This is a genomic window from Paraflavitalea soli (assembly GCF_003555545.1).
GTDB classification, from domain to species: Bacteria; Bacteroidota; Bacteroidia; order Chitinophagales; family Chitinophagaceae; genus Paraflavitalea; species Paraflavitalea soli.
The window spans coordinates 4,705,530-4,724,270 of record NZ_CP032157.1 but is presented as its reverse complement, the minus strand read 5'-3'; the positions used below and the strand labels follow the sequence as shown (position 1 = coordinate 4,724,270).

The window sequence follows — 18,741 nt, the reverse complement described above, 5'->3', positions numbered from 1 at the left end:
CCAGCGTAACAAAAACATAACCTGTCTTTTGAAACCAAAACTACAGGCAAGCGCTTAAAACTGATTTTTGCATGAATAACCCTTTGGTGGCTGGCGTTGATATTGGGGGCTCCCACATTAGTGCTGCATTGGTGGACCTGGATGTCCGGAGTGTATTGCCTGCCTTTTCGGTCCGGAAACATATCAATGCGCAGGAGGATGCTGCCAGCATTATCGACGTTTGGTGTGCCGCCATTTCTGCTGTTTTTGAAGCACGACCCTATCTGCCCAAGCGTATGGGTATTGCCATGCCGGGGCCTTTTGATTATGAAAAAGGTATTTCTTTTATAAAAGACCAGAACAAGTATGAATCCCTCTACGGCCTGAATGTGAAGGATATGATGGCTGAGCGCCTGGGGGTAAGTCCGGATCATATCCGCCTCATGAATGATGCCGGTTGTTTTCTGCAAGGCGAAGTAATGGGAGGGGCGGCCCGCGGATTCAAAACGGCTGTCGGAATTACCCTGGGAACGGGGTTGGGCACTGCTACTTTTCATCATGGGGTAGCAAAGGATGCTAATCTCTGGTGTGCGCCTTTCCTGGATGGTATGGCTGAAGACTATATTTCTGCCCGCTGGCTCATCAATACCTACCGCCAGGTGAGCGGTACTACTGTTGACCATGTGAAGGGCCTGGTAGCGCTTATTCCCTCAGATCCCCGTATCAAAGCGATATTTAAAGACTTTGGCCTTAACCTGGCTGGTTTTTTGGCCGGTTTTGTCCGCGCCAACAATCCGGAAGTGATTGTCATTGGCGGCAATATTGCCAAAAGTGCTGAATGGTTCCTGACGCATGCAGAGCAGGCCTTGCTGGCACAATCCATTGATATTCCGATACGCATTGCCCGCCTGGGCGAAGATGCCCATATTATGGGCGCTGCAGGTTGCTGGATAGAGAATATTTAATAGGAGGCCCACCCTACACGGATATTGTCAATCAGACATTTTTCCTCATTCGCCCAAAAAAGCTTAATTTTTTGCGGCCGCATTATGAGAAAGCTTGTCATTTTAATTATACTGTGTACCACAGGATCTATCCTGTGTGCCCAAACCCAGCAGTACCAGTTCTCCCGGATTGATATCAGCCAGGGATTGTCCAACAACCAGGTCAATAACATATTCAGAGACAGCAAAGGTTTTATGTGGTTTGGCACCATGGCTGGCCTTAACCGTTATGATGGGTATCATTTTACTATTTTCCGGCACAACCTGTACGATTCTTCCACCATCAGCGATGATTATATCGTCCGCATCTTTGAAGGTCCCGACAATACCATTTGGATACTGAACAGGGTTGGGCTCAATGTCTTTGATCCCCTGACAGAAAAGTTCAACCGCAATGCATCGGCGGCACTGGCCAGGTATGCCTTACCTCCGGCCACTGTGACCAATATCCTGCGCGACAGCAAGGGCAACTTTTGGTTTATCATGGCCGGCGCCGGGTTGTATAAATATGAATCAACCACGCGCAAAACTTCCCGGATATACCAGCCGGTAGGAACCGGCGCCACACAGGTAGGGCCGGTTGACCTGAGGGAAGACACCAGGGGCGACCTCTGGGTAGTCTTCAATAATGGTGAAATTGAAAAGATGGATGGCCGTACCGGTGCGGTTACTTTTAAGACTTCGGTATTGGCTACTGCCATGCGGCGTGAGTTGTACAATTATTCCCTCTATGTAGATGCTGACAATGAACTGTGGCTATATGTGTCGAACGATGCCCGGGGTGTGTTCCGTTATGATCCTGCTTCGGGCGCCTTTCAACATATTATCGGGGAGGAAGGCTCTTTCCGCCTCAATAATAATATTGTAAACGGACTGCTGCAGGACAACAAAGGCAATATATGGGTGTGTACTGATCATGGCGGCATTAACATACTCAATAAGAAGAAATGGACTTCTCAATACCTCATGGCCAATGATGATGATCCGAAAAGCCTTAGTCAAAACAGCATCATCACAGCCTATAAGGATAAAGCAGGTGTAATATGGTTGGGTACCTTCAAAAAAGGCATCAATTATTATCGTGAACGTACCGTTAGCTTCCCCTTATTTGCACACCAGCCTTCGGATGGAAATAGTTTGCCTTACAATGATGTCAACAAATTTGTGGAAGATGCAGCCGGTAACCTGTGGATAGGCACCAATGGCGGCGGCCTTATATACTTTGACCGTTCCAAAAAAACATTCCGCCAGTTCCTGCACAATCCGGCCGATCCGCGCAGCCTTAGCAACAATGTTATTGTAAGCCTTTATATTGACCGTTCCCAACGATTGTGGATCGGTTCTTATTTTGGCGGGCTGGATTGTTATGATGGTAAAAATTTTATCCATTACCGGCACTCTGGCAATCCCAACAGTATTTCGGATAACCGGGTATGGGAAATATTCGAGGACTCAAAAAAAGAAATGTGGATCGGTACGCTCAGTGGAGGGCTTGAAAGATTTGACCGTCAGAAAAACATCTTTTATCACCACCGGGTCAGTCAGCCAGGCTCCGTGAGTGCTGATTATATAGCAGCGCTGATGGAAGATAAGGAAGGTAAGTTGTGGATAGGCACTTCCAATGGGGTAGATGTATTGTTGCGGCGGCCCAATATGCCCGATAGCTTCGCTCATTATTTTAATATACCGGGTAATGCAGCCAGTCTGAGCAACAATAATACCATTACGCTCCTGCAGGACAAGAAAGGTAACATCTGGATAGGCACCCGGGATGGGCTCAACCTGTTTGATCCGCATAAAAATGCTTTCCAGGTATTCCGCCGTGAAAATGGCTTACCGGATAATACGATACAAACGATGCTGGAAGATGATGAGGGCGGATTGTGGATCAGCGGTCCCAATGGCATATCCCATATCAAGGCACAATATGATGAACAAAAGAAAAGCGTTGTGCTGCAATGCCATAATTATGATGAGCTGGACGGGCTGCAGGGAACGGCTTTCAATGAAAATGCAGCGCTTAAGACCAGCAAAGGTGAACTGATCTTTGGCGGGGCCAATGGCTTCAATATCTTCCACCCGGCTGCCATTGTGCCCGACAGGCAATCCTTTCCCATGGCATTTACCGACCTGCGCATCTTTAATAAGAGTATAGGTATTGGAGAAAAGGTGGCCGGACGCGTGGTGTTGCCACAATCCATTGCACAAACAGGCGATATCACCCTGCGCTACAATGAAAATGTATTATCAATAGAGTTTGCGGCACTGAACTTTTCCAATGCCGAAAAGAATAAATATGCTTATAAGCTCGAAGGCTTTAATGAAGACTGGACCACTACGGATGGAAAAATGCGGTTGGCTACCTATACCAACCTCGATCCGGGCGATTATACCTTTCGTGTAAGATCGGCCACCAACAACGATATCTGGAACAAAGAAGAGCTATCGCTCCATATTAAGATACTGCCTCCTTTCTGGAAAACGCCCTGGGCCTATGTATTGTACGCACTGGTACTGGCCGGCATATTATGGTTTAGCCGTCATATGATCGTACAACGCGCGCGCATCCGTTTCCAGCTGGAGCAGCAACGAAAGGAAGCGCAGCGTATGCATGAGCTGGATATGATGAAGATCCGTTTTTTTACCAATGTAAGCCACGAATTCAGAACACCCCTGTCGCTCATCCTTACTCCGGTGGAGAAAATGATACAGCAGTCGGAAGACGACGGGCAGCAAAAGCAATTCAGGCTTATCCACCGCAATGCCCGGCGCTTACTGAACCTCGTGAACCAGTTGCTTGATTTCCGCAAAATGGAGGTGCAGGAGTTGCGTCTCAATACGGCACAGGCAGACATCATTAAGTTTACCAAAGAGATCTCTTATTCCTTTACTGATATTGCCGACAAGAAGAATATCCGGTTCAATTTTTATACAAAAGTTGACAGCCTGGTCACTCAATTTGACCATGATAAACTGGAACGCATCCTTTTTAACCTGGTATCCAATGCCTTTAAGTTCACTCCCGAGCATGGCAGTATCACCGTGGCTTTGCACAGTGAAGAAAAAGAACCGGGCAAGCCCTGGCTGGCTATCCAGGTAAAAGATACGGGCATAGGTATTCCCAAAGAAAAGCAGGAACAGATCTTTGAACGCTTTTTCCAGCACGATATACCGGGTAGTATGGTGAACCAGGGCAGTGGTATTGGCTTATCCATCACCAAAGAATTTGTGAAACTGCACAATGGATATATAACGGTAGATAGTGAGGTGGAAAAAGGCAGCTGCTTTACCGTATGGCTACCGGTGCAAACGGCATCTGTAGCACCGCTGGCCGCTTCACCCGAACTGGTCATACCGGATGAGCCGGCGCAAGCCATTGCCCTGCAATCCGAAGACTGGCAACCGGAACCACTGCCGGCAGGCACGCACGAAGGCAGAAAGAAAATGCTGCTGCTGGTAGAAGACAATGAAGATTTTCGCTTCTACCTCAAGGATAACCTGCGACAGCAATTTACCATCCTGGAGGCTGCCAATGGAAAAGAAGGTTGGCAAAAAGCATTGGGCCATCACCCCGATCTGGTGGTGAGTGATATCAGTATGCCGGAAATGAATGGCATCGACCTTTGTCAAAAGATCAAAAAGGACCAGCGTACTTCACATATCCCGGTGATCCTGCTGACAGCGCTGGCCGGGGAGGAGCAACAGCTAAAGGGGTTGGAAACAGGCGCCAATGATTACCTTACCAAGCCTTTTAATTTTGAAATCCTGCTTTCCCGGATCAGGAACCTACTGTCTCAGCAGGCCATTGCCCGCAAAACTTTTGAAAAGCGGATCGATGTAAGACCGGCCGATGTACACACCACCTCGCCGGACGAGCAGTTCCTGCACCAGGTGATGGAGATCATTGAAAAGAATATGGCCAATCCCGACTTTTCGGTGGAAGAGATGAGCAAGGGGGTATTTATGAGCCGGGTAGCCCTGTACAAAAAGATACTGGCGCTGACGGGCAAAACGCCCATCGAGTTTATCCGGTCGGTGCGCCTGAAGCGGGCTGCCCAGTTGCTGGAAAAGTCGGAAATGACGGTAGCCGAAATAGCGTATGAAGTGGGCTTCAACAATCCCAAATACTTTTCCAAATACTTCAAGATGGAATTCCATGTACTGCCCAGCCAGTGGGGTGTAGGTGGCGCTCAGACCTGACAGGTTTGCAGCACTCCGCAGCTAAACTAAACCCTATCAGGTATACAGGATGTCGATTAATTATTATTGACAATCAATCTCTTACTTCTGTAGGTTAACATTTGAATACCCATTCATAAACATCTGCATACCCTGCCTTAATCCATAGCTTTCTACTTTTATGCTGCTGCTACAAACAGGAATTGCTACCTGTTTAATATTTGATTGCGAAACAAAACGAAACGATTGTTATGCGGAAGCTGCTGACATCTTTGTCCTGTCTTGTGGTGTGCTTATTGTCCGTATCCACCCTCCCGGCACACAATATTCGTCCAGGTGATTACTCCAAAGTTGAAGATGGTATTATAGTACACGCGAAACGTAAAATGACCAACGGGGTCTGCCTCGTGCGGCTACAGGCTATTACCGATCGCATCATCCGGGTGACAGCCAGCCCGGTAGACTCCTTTACCAATACATCCAGTCTCATTACGCTGCCTAAGAAGAGGACGCCCGTGAAATGGGAAGTGAAGGAAGAAAAAGAACAGGTTGTCTTCCTTACACCCGCCTTACGGGCCATTGTATCGCTGATCACCGGCGAGATCAATTTTACCGATCCTGCGGGGAAGCCGATCCTGGGAGAACCCAAGGAAGGCGGCAAATATTTTACTCCGGTTATTGAAGAAGGACAGCCTTCCTGGAAACTGAGTCAGTCATTTTTGAGTACTCCTGACGAAGCATATTATGGCCTGGGACAGCACCAGGATGGGCTCATGAATCAGAAAGGATACCAGGTAGAACTGGCCCAGAACAATACTGAAATAGCGATCCCTTTTATGCTGTCTACCAGGAACTATGGTATCCTCTGGGACAATTACTCCATTACCAAGGTGGGGGATACACGCAACTATGAACCCTTGTCTACGCTCAAATTATATGCTGCTGATAGCAGTCGGGGATGGCTCACGGCCACTTATGCCAATAAGCGGGATACCAAACAGGTGATCGTACAAAGGCCCGAATCGGCCCTGGCCTACGACTTCCTGTTATCCCAAAAAGATTTCCCGGCAGCAGTGAAACTGGGCGGTACTGTAGTGAACTGGGAGGGTGCTATTGAATCTTCCTTTACCGGTGTGCATCATTTCCTGTTCCGCTACGGCGGTTATGGGAAAATATGGATCGATGGCAAACTGCTGGCCGATCGCTGGCGTCAACCCTGGATGCCGGGAACCGCTGTTTTACCTGTACCCATGGAAAAAGGCAGGAAATACAGCTTTCGGATTGAATGGATCCCCGATGGGGATGTTTCCTATATATCCTGCAAATGGTTAAGCCCGCTGCAGGGTGATCTTCAACAACAGTTTGCTTTTAATGCAGAGTCGGGTAGCCAGCTGGATTATTATTTTATCCGGGGCAAGAACCTTGATGAGGTAATTGCCGGTTACAGGGAACTTACCGGCAATAGTTCCATCCTGCCCAAATGGGCCATGGGACTTTGGCAGAGCCGGGAACGCTATAAGACACAGGACGAGATACTTAATACTGTAAGCGAATTCCGGAAGCGGAAAATACCGCTGGATAATATTGTGCTCGACTGGTCGTACTGGAAAGAAAATGACTGGGGCAACCAGGATTTTGACAGCAGCCGTTTTGCCGATCCTGCCGGTATGATCAACACCCTGCACAATCAATACCATACGCGTTTTATGATCTCCGTATGGCCCAAGTTCTATGAAGGCCTGCCGGTATACGAGACGTTTAATAAGAATGGCTGGCTGTTCAAACGGAATATTGCAGAAAAGCGGCGCGACTGGATCGGTAAGGGATATACCTCTACTTTTTATGACGCATTCAACCCACAGGCACGTACGGCTTTTTGGAATCTCCTGAATGATAAGTTATATAATAAAGGTATTGATGCATGGTGGCTGGATGCTACAGAACCGGATATTCATTCCAATATGTCGGTGGAAGAAAGAAAGCAAACGATGAATCCTACAGCACTGGGCGCCGCTACCCGTTACTTCAACGCTTTCCCTTTACTGAATACAAAAGCGGTGTATGAAGGGCAGCGCAGGGTAAATCCCGATCAACGGGTATTCATTCTTACCCGCTCTGCTTTTGCGGGACAGCAGCGGTATGCTGCAGCCTCCTGGAGTGGTGATATCTCTGCCCGCTGGCACGATCTTAAAAACCAAATATCCGGGGGCCTCAATTTCTCTATGTCGGGCCTGCCTTACTGGACAGTTGATATTGGCGGATTTGCGGTGGAGAAACGTTTTGAAAATGCCCAGGGCGAAAACCTGGAAGAATGGCGCGAACTAATGACCCGCTGGTACCAGTTTGGTGCATTCTGTCCTTTGTTCCGCGTGCATGGTCAATATCCTTATCGCGAGATATTCAATGTGGCGCCGGAAACTCATCCTGCTTATCAAAGCATGCTCTATTATGATAAGCTGCGTTACCGCCTGATGCCTTATATCTATTCACTGGCAGGAAAGACCTGGCACGAGCATTACACCATGATGCGTGGACTGGCCATGGACTTTCCGGATGATCCGCTGGTAAGGGATATCGGCGATCAATATATGTTTGGCCCGTCCCTGCTGGTTAACCCGGTGTATGAATACAAAGCCACCAGCAGAAATGTATACCTGCCTGCGGGTACAGGTTGGTACGAAAGCAATTCCGGTAATTACCTGGCCGGCGGCGCCACGGTAATAGCAACGGCCCCGGTGCAAAGCATGCCTTTATATATTAAGGAAGGTTCCATATTACCTGCCGGCCCTGAAATACAATACACGGCCGAGAAACCAGCTGATCCTATCACGCTGTTGGTATACACCGGTAAAGACGCACAGTTTACGCTGTATGAAGATGAAGACACCAATTACAATTATGAGCAAGGAGCATTTGCCAATATTCCTTTTAGTTATGAGGAAGCCACCAAAACACTGACGATCGGCAACCGGGCAGGCAGCTTTCATGGCATGCTTCAGCAAAGGACTTTCCGGGTAATATTTATCAGTAAAAACAACCCCAAACCTTTTGACCCTGATGGGAAAGCTGACCAGGTTATTAAATACAAGGGGAATAAACTGATGGTAAAAATGAAATAAAATAGTTATTCAGAAATACACAAGGTTTCTTGCAAAATGTAAACGATCACATATGAAAAAAACCAAAACTGTCAACAAGCCGGCTGTCATACTATGGGCGCTGGTATTGTGCCTGTTGGCCATCTCACAAGGTTACGCACAAGACGGAACTGCTAAAAGAAAAATTACTGGTAAAGTGACCACTAAATTAACTGATGAACCGATACTGTCTGCGTCGGTTACCATCAAAGGGACCAGTACTTCAGTCTCCACCAATCAGGCTGGTGCATTTACCCTTGAAGCTAAGACCGGTGATATACTGGTGATAAGCTCCATTGGTTATGCCAGTAAGGAGGTAAAAGTATCCGGCCGATCCGACATGGACATCAGGCTGGAGGAGGATTACAATGACCTGCAGGATGTAGTAGTGGTAGGATATGGCCGTATGAAGAAAACCGACCTTAGCAGTTCGCAGGTAACAGTATCAGCCAGCGATATTCAACGTACGGTGAATACTACACTGGAACAAGGCTTGCAGGGACGGGCAGCCAACGTATACGTTACTTCCAACAGTGGTCAGCCTGGTGCGGCGGCTTCTGTCATGATCCGGGGTGTTAACTCCATCAACTATTCCAACCAGCCTTTGTACGTTATTGACGGGGTTCAGATAAAACCCGAAAACCCGTCGAGCGGCGCCAGCACTTCTTCTAATATCCTCTCGGGCATCAACCCGGATGATATAGAGACCATGAGTGTATTGCAGGGCCCGTCGGCTACTGCTATCTATGGTGCGGTTGGCGCCAACGGGGTGATCCTCATTACCACCAAAAGAGGTAAGTCGGGCGAAACCAAGGTCGCCTTCAGCAGCCTGGCCACTATCCAGGATAAGCCTGCAAAAGTACCGGTAATGGACTTACAGGAATATGCCACTTATCGTAACGAATTTGCGAAAGCAGGCGGCGCGCAATTTGAACCAACTTTTGCAGACCCCTCTATATTGGGCAAGGGAACAGACTGGCAAAACGCTTTGTTCCGTAGGACTTTATTACAGAAATACGGCCTGGGTGTAAGCGGCGGTAATGAACGCACTACGTTCTATACCGGCGTGGAGTATTTCAAACAGGAAGGGGTAGTAAAAGGGTCGGGCTTTGAACGTTATTCTGTGCGGCTCAACCTGGATAATCAAACACGCCGCTGGTTGAAGATCGGCGCCAACCTGAATGTGAACCAAACCAAAGAAGTGGTCAATACCAGCAATGGTGACCTGCTTAATATTGCCATTGGTCAGAATCCTGCTGTACCTGTTACCAATCCTGATGGCAGCTGGGGCGGACCTGTGAACACGCAATACCAGTATACCAATCCGGTGGCCCTGGCTTCTATCAACGACAACCGCAATAAGTCGATGGCGTTTGTAGGCGGCTTATATGCCGACATTACCCTGATGAAGGGGCTGGTATTCCACAATGAGTTCAATACGTTTTACCAATACACCAACGGTTATATTTTCAAACCTTCCTATAAGTTCAACGGATTTGAGAATACTACTACGGAGGCAAGCCGCTCCAGTGGCAACAGTTATTGGTGGGGGCTGCAGTCAAGGCTGCAGTATGACCTTAAAATAGGCAAACATGCCATCACCGCCATGGCCGGACATGAAGCTACAGAGAATGGGTATGAAGGATTGAACGGCCTGCGCCGCAATTTTGTAACCAATGCTGTACAGGAACTGGTGGGTGGTGATGCGCTGACAGCCACCAATAGCAGTTCAAAAGGTTCCAATGCCCGCGAGTCGTGGTTTGGCCGTGCCAATTATGTATACAACGACAAGTATATCCTGCAGGCTACGATGCGTGCTGATGGATCTTCCAACTTTGGACCTGAGAATCGCTGGGGATATTTCCCATCTTTCTCTGCCGCCTGGAGGGTATCACAGGAAAAGTTCCTGCAAAATGTGGAAGTGCTGAACGACCTCAAACTACGCGTAGAGTATGGTCTCAGCGGCAACTCATCGGGTGCAGGATATTATGCCAGCTTGTACAGTGTACCCACTGCTGCCGGTACTGGTTATCTGTCGGCCAATTTTTCCAATCCCTATCTCAAATGGGAAAATGCTACTACCACCAATATTGGTTTTGATGCCCGCCTGTTCAATAACCGGGTAGAGATCATTGCTGATTTCTATATTAAGAAGATCACCGACCTGCTCACTACCAATGATTATCCTTTCTATTCCGGTGGCGATATGTCGTATTCTTCCGGTTATATCCGCTTCCCTACTTCCAACGTAGGGTCCATGGAGAACAAAGGATTTGGTGTTACCATCAATACGGTCAATATTGAAAAACCCTTCACCTGGAGAACAGGCCTGAACTTTTCAGTAGACCGCAATAAGATCACAGAACTGTATAACAGTACGCCGATCAACAGTACGTATGGTACCAGCTCACTCATTAGTTCTTCCAAGGTAGGGCAGCCTGCTGCCATGCTCACCGGTTATATCGTAGATGGCATATTCCAGAATATTCCTGAGATCAAGGGCCATGCCATACAGCTGGCCAGTGGTACCATGCTGGTTGATCCTGCACAGGGCACCTGGCCTGGTGACCTCAAGTTCAGGGATGTGAGCGGCCCCGACGGAAAGCCTGATGGTAAAATAGATCAGAATGACCGCGTGGTGATCGGTAACCCCTGGCCCAAATTCACCTTTGGGTTCACCAACACTTTCTCCTATAAGAACTTTGACCTCAGTGTACTCATTATCGGTGTACAGGGCAATGACGTATACAACTATACCCGCTACCGCAATGAGAACCCCCAGGGTACAGCAGTATATAGTAACTACTTTAAATCTGTAGCCAATTTTGCGCGGCCGAGCAGCCTTAATGCTGCCGATCAGAATACCACGGTCACCAATCCCGGTTACCAGATCTCCCGTATTACTACCAATATCGCTAATGGCAATAACCGGGCTTCGCAATGGTATATAGAAGATGGCTCCTATGTTCGTATCAAGAATGTGACCTTGTCATATTTCCTGCCGGCCAGATGGGCTTCCAAAGTGGCCATGCGCAACCTGAAGGTATCTGCCGGTGTACAAAACCTGCATACGTTTACGAAGTATAAAGGCTATGATCCTGAAATTGGGATGACACCCAATTATGGATCGCTCACGGTAGGTGTAGATGATGGCCGTTATCCTTCGACTAAAATGTATTCATTCAGCCTTACGGCTGATTTCTAACCATCCTAAAATTGCTGTATATGAATAAGCTTTTAACCATATTACTGTTGCTGACGCTGGTGGCGGCCCAGTCCTGTAACAAAGAATTCCTCAACAGGCCTCCGGAAGACCAGCTGATAGCGGATATCTTTTATAAGACCACCGATGAAGTAAGGGCCGGTACTGCGCCTCTTTATAATATCGTATGGTTTGATTACAATGACAAAGCTGCATTGTCATTTGGCGATGCGCGTGGTGGCAATATGATCTCTAATGATCGTGATGCATTCTATCGTTTTGCTATATCGGCCACGGATGTAAACACTTTATTGCCCGCCTATAAGTCTTTCTATAAGATCATTGCGCAGAGCAATCAGACAATGGCCAATATCCGCAACAACGCCACCACGGTTCCGGATGATGTAAGGCGTGGCGCTATTGCAGAATGCCGTTTTATGCGCGGCCTGGGCTATTACTTCCTGGTGAGCAACTGGGGTGCTGTGCCCATCATCTACGACAATGTAAAACAGATGGGCGATCCTAATGTGCCTCGCAATACCATTGAAAGCATCTGGGAGCTGATCATTAAGGACATGACCTATGCGGCTAAGAATTTGCCCATCACCGCTTTTGCTGAGGGCCGGATCACCAAGTACTCTGCCGAAGGCATGCTGGCCCGTATGTATCTCACCCGCGCCGGTGTAGGAAGTCCGGGCACTCGTCGCAAGACGGACCTGGACAGCGCCAAATATTATGCAGGCGATGTGATACGCAACAGCCCCTTTGTACTGGAGCCAAATTATTATGATCTGTTTCGTGGGGAGAACCACAACAGTTCAAAGAACAACAAAGAAAGTTTGTTCTCCATCCAGTGGATGCCTATCAAAGACCCCTGGGGCATTAATAATTCTTTCCAGGCCTATATGGCCCGCAACGGAGATATTACCGGTAGCTGGGATGGATGGGGTGCAGCCCATGGTGCCTCGGCCAACCTGATTAAATATTACCTGGCCAATCCTGCCGATTCCGTACGGCGCAAAGCCACCTTTATGTTCCAGGGTGATTTTTATCCGGAGATACGCAAAGACCTCGGCGGTTATAATTTCACGGCCACTGATGTAGCCAATACCAAGAAATACATTATTGGTTCTGTTAAGGACAATGGGGGCAAGGGCAGTGAGATGTGCGCTTACATCAATACCTATATGTTGCGCCTGGCAGAAGTGTACCTCATTTATGCAGAATCTATTTTGGGCGATGCGGCCAGTACAGCCGATGCAGAAGCATTAAAGTATTACAATGCTGTACGCACAAGGGCTGGTATGCCTGCGAAAGCATCCATCACCTTTGATGATATCTTCCTGGAGAAAAGAATTGAAACGGTGTTCGAAGGGATCTATTGGTATGAGTTGATGCGTTTGTATTATTTCAATCCCACCAAGGCCAAAGCCATTATCGATGACCAGGACAAAGGAGCGTATACACTGACCTACAATACGGGCACTACCAATCCGCGTACCTGGACAGCGGTATATGATACCAAGAAATACCCGGTTACTGATCAAACAATGTATTTGCCTTTGCCGGAAGCTGAACTGGTAAAAGCGCCTAACCTGGCAAAACCTCCTGTTGCATTTGATTTCAGTGTCTTGCCCGATTAATACATTCCTAACACCATAATATCCGCAACATGCGCAAATATAATTTTCCTATACTAGTACTGCTGTTGGTTCTGCTGACAGGCTTGTGGGCCTGTAAAAAGGACAGTGACGGCAAGCCGGTCATTACAAAGCTGAGGGCCATTAGCCCGGCTCCCAACGATTCTACACTTACCCTGGCAGGTCCCGGTCAAACAGTGGTCATCCAGGGCAATGGATTTGCTTCTACCACGCGTATCTATTTCAATGGGTATCCCACTCCCTTTAATTCCGCCTTGCTGGCCGATGACAATATCGTAGTGACCATCCCTGCCGATATGCCTTTTGCAAGCCTCGACCCAGCCCAGTTGAACACGGTGAAGGTTGTTACCAGGAATGGAGAGGTGGTATTTAACTTCCCTGTTGTGCCACCTCCTGCTGTACTTTTATCAGCTTCCAATGAAAATGCCCTGGCAGGAGAGCGTATTACCATCAGGGGTAATAACTTCTTTTTTGTGGAGAAAGTGATCTTTCCCGGAGGTATAGCGGTCACTACCAACCTGGGTACAGTGGCTGCGGGCACTTCAATAGATGTAACGGTACCCGCTGGTGTTACCCAGGCGGGCCCGCTGCAGGTAGTTACAAAATTCGGGACAGGCACTTCCCTTTTTCTGTTCAATGATTATGCTACGGGCATGATCTCCAACTTCGATAATATCAATAATTTTTCCTGGGGTTGTACGATCACGGATGATGCGGGTTTGTTTCCAGGCAACCATGGTAAATATGCCCACCTGCAGCAGGATGCCATTTCAGGCAATAACTGGGATTGGTGGAATGGCAAAAGAGGGGTAATTACCAACGCAAAAGACTGGCTGCCGGCTTCTGAATTGAATAATCCCGCTGCTAACTATGCTATGAAATTTGATATCTATGTGAAAGAGCCCTGGTCTACCGGCGTATTACTTATCGGCCCGCCCCCTAATGATACCTGGGTGTACATGTACCGGTATGAGCCCTGGAAAACACAGCCGGGATTCAAGTCCACTGGCTGGATAACTGTTACCGTGCCTTTGAGTGAATTCAGGAAAAAATCTGCCAGCGGTACGGATGGAGCAGGCGATCAGGCAGCAAAAGTAAGTGATGTAATTGGCGGCATTGATGAGATCGCAAAATTCATGTTTGTGAATGATACTGCAACGCCCATTGATAAACTGGATATAGCTATTGATAATATTCGCGTATATAAGATCGTAAAATAAGGCTTTGCTTTTAACTATACGACGTGAGAAAAAGAATATTCGTTTTCGTGTTAGCAGTTTGGTGCCGGGTCCTGGGATATGCCCAGGATCCCGGCTTTTTTCTTAATGATTGGCAGCCTATTAACATTACGGCCCCTGCTTTCAACAATGTAGCTAAACCCACCGGCACACCGGCAGTAACAATAACGGTAGATGCCAATAATGTGATCACTAAAGTGCCGGGGTATCTTTTTGGCAACAATGCCAATCCGTATATGACGCAAATGGTGACAGAGCCGGTATTGATCGATCACATTAAAAACCTCGCTCCCGGCATTATCCGTATGCCCGGGGGAAATATCAGCAGTGTGTATTTCTGGAATGGCTTGCCTGGTGTACCGCCTGTGGATGTACCGGATTCGCTGTATGATTCCGATGGCAAGAAAGTCCTGGCGGGATATTGGTATGGCAAGAATACAGCCGGCTGGACGCTCTCGCTCGACAATTACTATGCTATGCTGCAGCAAACCGGTAGCAAGGGCATTATCACCGTCAATTACAGTTATGCCCGGTATGGTACCAGCGCCGATCCGGTAAAGCAGGCCGCTCACCTGGCTGCAGACTGGGTGCGGTATGATAATGGTCGCACAAAGTTTTGGGAGATAGGCAATGAAGATGCAGGCCCCTGGCAGGCAGGCTATAAAATTGATGTGACTAAAAACAAGGATGGCCAGCCGGAGATCATCAGCGGCGAACTGTACGGGCAGCACATCAAAGTATTTATCGATTCCATGCGTAAGGCGGCTACTGAGAAAGGCGCCACTATCTATATTGGCGCCCAGCTGATCCAATATGATGCCGTGAGTTCCTGGAACCCGGTAGACAGGACCTGGAACAGCGGGTATTTCGGCAAAGCCGGCAATGCGGCAGATTTTTACATAGTGCATTCTTATTATACTCCCTACAATGAAAATTCTAGCGCCAGCGTAATCCTCAATACAGCAGCGACGGAAACGCAAAATATGATGAACTATATGCGCACCACTACACAGCAGGGTGGGGTACCGCTGAAACCCATTGCTTTAACGGAGTGGAACATCTTTGCGGTAGGTTCCAAACAAATGGTATCTCATGTCAATGGCCTTCATGCTACCTTAACGCTGGGTGAGTTGATCAAAAATAAATACGGTCAGGCTTCCCGGTGGGATCTGGCCAACGGATGGGATAACGGCAATGACCATGGAACTTTCAGCACAGGCAATGAGCCCGGGGCTGCCACCTGGGCACCCCGGCCATCTTTTTACCATATGTATTATTTCCGTAAATACTTTGGTGATCAGATGGTAACCTCTTCAGTAACCGGCAACAATGATATAGTTAGTTATGCTTCTACATTCAGTTCAGGACAAATGGGAGTGGTGATCGTCAATAAAGGCACAAGCACGCAATTGGTGAAACTTAATTTTCAGAACTTCTATTCCGGTGACCGTTATTACTGGTACACGCTTACCGGGGATACAGACAATGGAGAGTTTTCGCGTAAGGTGCTGGTCAACGGGAATGGGCCGGCAGGTGTGGCTGGCGGACCTGCCAATTACCTGGACCTGAAAGCTAATGCTGCACTTGCTGAAAATGATGTGAAATTGAGCATACCACCGCGGTCAGCAAGTTTTGTAATAGTAGATAAGGGCAGTGTAACGGGTGTGGTGGATATTGATCCACAGGACAAGCTGGTACAGGTATTTCCCAATCCTTCGGGTGATGGAAACTTTACCATACGTTTCAACGGTTTTTCTCCTGCAGATCAGGTAGCCATCCGTGTCATCAATAAGACAGGGCAACAATTGTTCGAAACAAAGGTGCGGGGTGTTCAGACATTGCCTGTACACCGGTTCCTGAAAGCCGGCGCCTACTGTGTGCAGGTGATAACGGACAAAGGGATCACCACTAAAAAAATAATGGTCCAATAAACCTGTCTGCTATACTATCAATTGGAATGCGCTGGCAGTATATCTTGCTGCTGCTTAAAAGCACTGAGTAAAGAAGCAAGTACTAGTGGCTATTATTTTATGCTGACGATAAAGCCGCCGCCAAGGCCCAGGTTGAAGATATTCTTTTTGTAACGGATGGATTCGCTGGTGACTTGTCCCGACTCAAGGTCTGTGATCGTCTTGATGTATGAGATATTGGTCTTGTACCAGGAGGTTTGCAGGTCTACATTAAAGTAAAGCCACTTACATAGTTTGTAGCCGAATGCGGAAGAGGCCGCTATTGTAAAGTGGTCTCTATTAGGTTTGCCTGTTGCATAAAAGACCATTAACTCTTTGTTGGACTCCTTCTCTTTCAGGTAAGCTCTTCCATAGTTAGCCTCAAAAGAAGTAATGCCCAACGAAAATTTGGGGTACATAAAAAAGCGTCTGGATTCGAGGCGGTAGATCAGGCCTAAAAATCCCCGTTGAATAGCGCCTCCCGGGTCAGTATAACCAGCACTGGTAAAAGGGTCCACATAATAATGGTTGCTGTATTCAGCTTGCATCCGTTTCGAAAACTGGTCGACCTTGCGGGATGGTTTATTGGAAATGACTGCCTGAAAGTTGAAGTCTAAGCCCCAATGTTTATCAAAGAACAGCGATAGGCCAATGATTGGCAGGTAGCATGTGCGATCCTCGTATCCCAGCAGGTCATCTGTTGGTCCACCGTTCAATAATTGTGTCAACGATATATCGTAATTCATGGAGAGCTTTCCCTGGAATTCCAAGCCCAGCATATTGCGTTTTTTCCCCTGGCCCAATACGGCCACCACAGGCAGGCAGGCGATGAACAACAGTACATGTTTTTTTTGCATCAGATCAGTTTTACGGTAGGGGTTTCGCCTTCCAGGATCCGTCCGTCAGACAGGATGAGCTGAATTTTAAACTTGTGTTCCACATTCATGGCCGGCGGCGTCATCAGCAGAAAATCAATGTTCGGTTGCAATTCCTTGCTATCAAATAATACTACCGGTGTTTTTGTTACATAGTCATCAATGGTAGTGAAGTAATGGGGCTTGTATACTTTGAAGTAGACAGATAGGTCGGAGCCTGCCGTATGGGTATTGTCAAATGCCTGTTGCGTGTAGATCTTAACGGATACGATGCTGTCTTTGGGCCTGTATTCCTGGGCAGGTGGGCAGCGGCAGTCAAAAGCATAGGCTGATGAAATAAAGAGGGATTGCCTTTTTTCAAGACAGGCCAGTTTTTCACGGACCAATTGTACCCTGATACCATATGCCTTTTTGATTACGGTATTTGATAAAGATATTATAGGAGCCTGTGCGCTATTGTCGAGGTTGCTAACGGAAATGGTCTTATTGGTATAGTGTTGGATAACGGGTTCCAGGCAATTACAGCAGGAAACCACTGCTTCTGCCAGCAGGGGCAACAATAATAGAAATATGACTTTTTTCATTAATAATGTAAGGAGCCACTTTAGGGGCAGCTCCTTACATGACCAACAATAACTTCTTTTTGTTGCTTTTATTATAATAGAATTCCAGTTGCGGATAGCTTACAGGAAAATGCCTCCGGATACTTCAATTCTTTGTGCATTAACCCATCCGGCTTCCGGTGAGCACAGGAAAGCGATCACGCCGCCTATATCTTCCGGTAATCCTGTACGGGCCAGCGCCGTTTGTCCTACCAGGAAATTGCGTATCTGTGGATTGCCCAGCGCGTGCCTGGTAAAGTCGGTCTCAATGGGACCGGGAGCAATGGTATTGGCCGTGATGCCCCTTGATCCCAGCTCTTTGGCCAGGTAACGGGTAAATACTTCAATAGCGCCTTTCATAGACGCATAGGCACTATAGCCCGGCGTGGCAAAACGGGCAAGACCGGTGGAGAAATTGATGATACGGCCTCCATTGGCCAGCAGCGGCAAGGCCTTTTGGGTAAGAAAATAGGTGCCTTTCAGGTGTACGTTGTAGAGGTTGTCAAACAATTCTTCCGTTGTTTCCGTAATCGGGTTGAAGCCCTCTATACCCGCATTGTTGACCAGGAAGTCGAATTGGGTTTTACCAAAGTGCTTGTTGAGTGTAGTGCTTACTTGTTGTATAAAGCCATCAAAGGAGGAGGTGTCGCCTACTTCCAGTTGTAAGGCTGCTGCCTGCTGTCCGTTTTGTTGGATCCCGGCTACGACTTCTTCCGCTTCTTCTTTTTTCTGCCGGTAGGTAATGATAACATCGATCCCTTTTTTAGAGAGCATCAGTGCTGCATTCTTACCTAATCCACGACTGCCGCCGGTAACCAGGGCAATTTTGTTGTTTTGTGTCATCGCTTGTTTTTTAATTGATAACACAAATTTCCGGACAGCCCGCCGGTTCATTATGGTGACAGTTTCAGGTAA

Annotated in this window: 10 protein-coding genes; 7 read left to right on the top strand and 3 right to left on the bottom strand. The window is 47.7% G+C overall.

Going from position 1 to position 18,741, the window contains the following annotated elements:
- Positions 1 to 71 precede the first annotated feature (71 nt).
- The 7 genes from D3H65_RS17570 (at position 72) to D3H65_RS17540 (ending at position 16,331) form a co-directional block, all read left to right on the top strand.
- A complete protein-coding gene (locus D3H65_RS17570; protein WP_119051556.1) occupies positions 72 to 944 on the top strand; it encodes an ROK family protein in 873 nt (290 codons plus the stop codon).
- A gap of 84 nt (positions 945 to 1,028) precedes the next feature.
- Positions 1,029 to 5,183 (top strand): hybrid sensor histidine kinase/response regulator transcription factor, encoded by a 4,155-nt coding sequence (locus tag D3H65_RS17565; RefSeq protein WP_119051555.1) that lies wholly within the window; start codon positions 1,029 to 1,031, stop codon positions 5,181 to 5,183.
- A gap of 230 nt (positions 5,184 to 5,413) precedes the next feature.
- Entirely contained in the window at positions 5,414 to 8,281 is a 2,868-nt protein-coding gene (locus D3H65_RS17560) for a TIM-barrel domain-containing protein (RefSeq protein ID WP_119051554.1), read from the top strand.
- Between the two features lie 52 nt (positions 8,282 to 8,333).
- Positions 8,334 to 11,504 carry a SusC/RagA family TonB-linked outer membrane protein gene (locus tag D3H65_RS17555; protein ID WP_119051553.1) on the top strand — a complete coding sequence of 1,057 codons (3,171 nt, stop codon included), beginning with the start codon at positions 8,334 to 8,336 and terminating at the stop codon, positions 11,502 to 11,504.
- A 20-nt stretch (positions 11,505 to 11,524) separates the two neighbouring features.
- A complete protein-coding gene (locus D3H65_RS17550) occupies positions 11,525 to 13,144 on the top strand; it encodes a RagB/SusD family nutrient uptake outer membrane protein (RefSeq protein WP_119051552.1) in 1,620 nt (539 codons plus the stop codon).
- Positions 13,145 to 13,173: 29 nt separating this feature from the next.
- Complete coding sequence (locus D3H65_RS17545) at positions 13,174 to 14,382, top strand: glycan-binding surface protein (RefSeq protein WP_119051551.1); 1,209 nt, start codon at positions 13,174 to 13,176, stop codon at positions 14,380 to 14,382.
- Between the two features lie 23 nt (positions 14,383 to 14,405).
- Entirely contained in the window at positions 14,406 to 16,331 is a 1,926-nt protein-coding gene (locus tag D3H65_RS17540) for a T9SS type A sorting domain-containing protein (protein ID WP_162915696.1), read from the top strand.
- A gap of 92 nt (positions 16,332 to 16,423) precedes the next feature.
- On the opposite strand, the gene D3H65_RS17535 is transcribed toward D3H65_RS17540, so the two are convergent.
- The 3 genes from D3H65_RS17535 to D3H65_RS17525 all read right to left on the bottom strand — a co-directional run bounded on the left by D3H65_RS17535 (position 16,424) and on the right by D3H65_RS17525 (position 18,669).
- On the bottom strand, positions 16,424 to 17,206 hold the full coding sequence (locus D3H65_RS17535) for a hypothetical protein (RefSeq protein WP_119051549.1): 783 nt from the start codon (positions 17,204 to 17,206) through the stop codon (positions 16,424 to 16,426).
- The gene (locus tag D3H65_RS17530) at positions 17,206 to 17,808 is read right to left on the bottom strand and encodes a DUF5034 domain-containing protein (RefSeq protein ID WP_119051548.1); all 603 of its coding nucleotides are present in this window, start codon (positions 17,806 to 17,808) and stop codon (positions 17,206 to 17,208) included. Before D3H65_RS17530 ends, D3H65_RS17535 begins: the two co-directional genes overlap by 1 nt.
- Positions 17,809 to 17,907: 99 nt before the next feature.
- Positions 17,908 to 18,669, bottom strand: coding sequence for an SDR family oxidoreductase (locus tag D3H65_RS17525; RefSeq protein WP_119051547.1), 762 nt, complete (start codon positions 18,667 to 18,669; stop codon positions 17,908 to 17,910).
- Between the last annotated feature and the right edge of the window lie 72 nt (positions 18,670 to 18,741).